The sequence below is a fragment of the Micromonospora sp. NPDC047753 genome, assembly GCF_040642735.1.
Classification (GTDB): Bacteria; Actinomycetota; Actinomycetes; order Mycobacteriales; family Micromonosporaceae; genus Micromonospora.
Map to the genome: position 1 here is coordinate 1 of NZ_JBEYSL010000829.1, position 1,596 is coordinate 1,596.

General features: G+C 68.7%; 1 protein-coding gene. It reads left to right on the forward strand.

Going from position 1 to position 1,596, the window contains the following annotated elements:
- Positions 1-113 precede the first annotated feature (113 nt).
- Complete coding sequence (locus tag ABZ749_RS34975; RefSeq protein WP_357235643.1) at positions 114-1,586, forward strand: NF041680 family putative transposase; 1,473 nt, start codon at positions 114-116, stop codon at positions 1,584-1,586.
- Positions 1,587-1,596 lie beyond the last annotated feature (10 nt).

Sequence of the window (1,596 nt, forward strand, 5' to 3'; positions counted from 1 at the left end):
CTTGATCTTTAACCTGCGGGGCGGTGGCATCGACCCCGGCTGATCATGGGGACAGCCCTTGGTCGATCATTCCTCTTGTCTAGGGAAGAAGATCGCAAACCAAGGGCTGTCTGGTGATCAGTGTGCACGATGCCGGGACGAACGGTGGGGTCGGCCGGCTGGCGGCGTTCCGGCGTGAGTTCCACGCCTGTCTGACCGCTCGGCGGGATGCGTTGTTCGAGTTGGCGGACGCGTTGTTGTGTGGTGATGCGCCGGTGCGGTCGCTGGTGGAGTTGTCGCTGGTGGGTGAGCACCGCCGTGGTCACGGTTCGTTGTATGCGGCGTTGAACCGGGGTCGGATCGACGTCGAGCGGCTGCGCAGCGCGGTGGCGGCGGTGCCGTTGCCGCGGGCCGCGGATGGGCGGGTGGTGTTGGCGGTGGATGTGACGTGCTGGTTGCGGCCGGAGGCGCATACCTGCCCGCAGCGGGTGTTGTGTCACACCTACGGGCGCGGCAAGGACACCCACATAGGGGTGCCGGGCTGGCCGTACTCGTTCGTCACCGCCTTGGAGGCCGGGCGCACCTCATGGACCGGGCCGTTGGACGCTCGCCGGCTGGCGCCCGGCGACGACGCCGCAACGGTCACCGCCGGCCAGTTACGCGACGTGGTGCAGCGGCTGATCGCTGTCGGGCAGTGGCGCCCTGGTGATCCGGACGTGTGGATCGTCGCGGACGCCGGTTACGACGGGCCCCGGCTGGCGTTCCTGCTGGCCGATCTGCCGGTGCAGGTTCTGGTGCGGATGCGCTCGGACCGGGTGCTGCGCCGACCCACGCCACCGCGGCTGCCCGGCACCACCGGCCGTCCACGACGCCATGGCGGCGAGTTCATCTTCGGCGACCCGGGCAGCTGGGGCGACCCGGACGTCGCCACGGCCACCGACACCCGTCTCTACGGCACCGCGACCGCGCGGGCCTGGCACCGACTGCACCCCAGACTGACCCACCGCACCGCCTGGACCGCCGAACACGGCCCGCTGCCGATCATCGAGGGCACCGTGATCCTGCTGACCGTCGACCGGCTGCCATCAGGCGCTATCGCGAAACCAGTCTGGCTGTGGTCCTCGCAAGCAACCGCCACCACCGCTGAGGTCGACCTGCTCTGGCAGGCGTTCCTGCGCCGCTTCGACATCGAGCACACCTTCCGCATGCTCAAGCAAACCCTGGGCTGGACCAGCCCGAAGCTACGAGACCCGAAAGCCGCCGACCGGTGGACCTGGCTCGTGTTAGCCGCCTACACCCAACTACGCCTCGCCCGAGGCGCCGTCGGCGACCTACGTCGGCCCTGGGAACGCCCCGCACCACCCGAACGACTCACCCCAGCCCGTGTCCGCCGAGGCTTTCGGCACCTACGCACCAAAGCCGGCAACCCCGCCTGCGCACCGAAACCCTCCCGGCCAGGACCCGGCCGACCACCCGGACTACCCAACCGCCACCCAGCAGCCCGCCACGACGTCCACATCGTCACCACCGCCACCAGCACAAAACCGAAACGCGACACAAAGAAAACGAACACTTCGAATACCCCAAGGCCACGCCGCACAGGTTAAAGATCAAGCT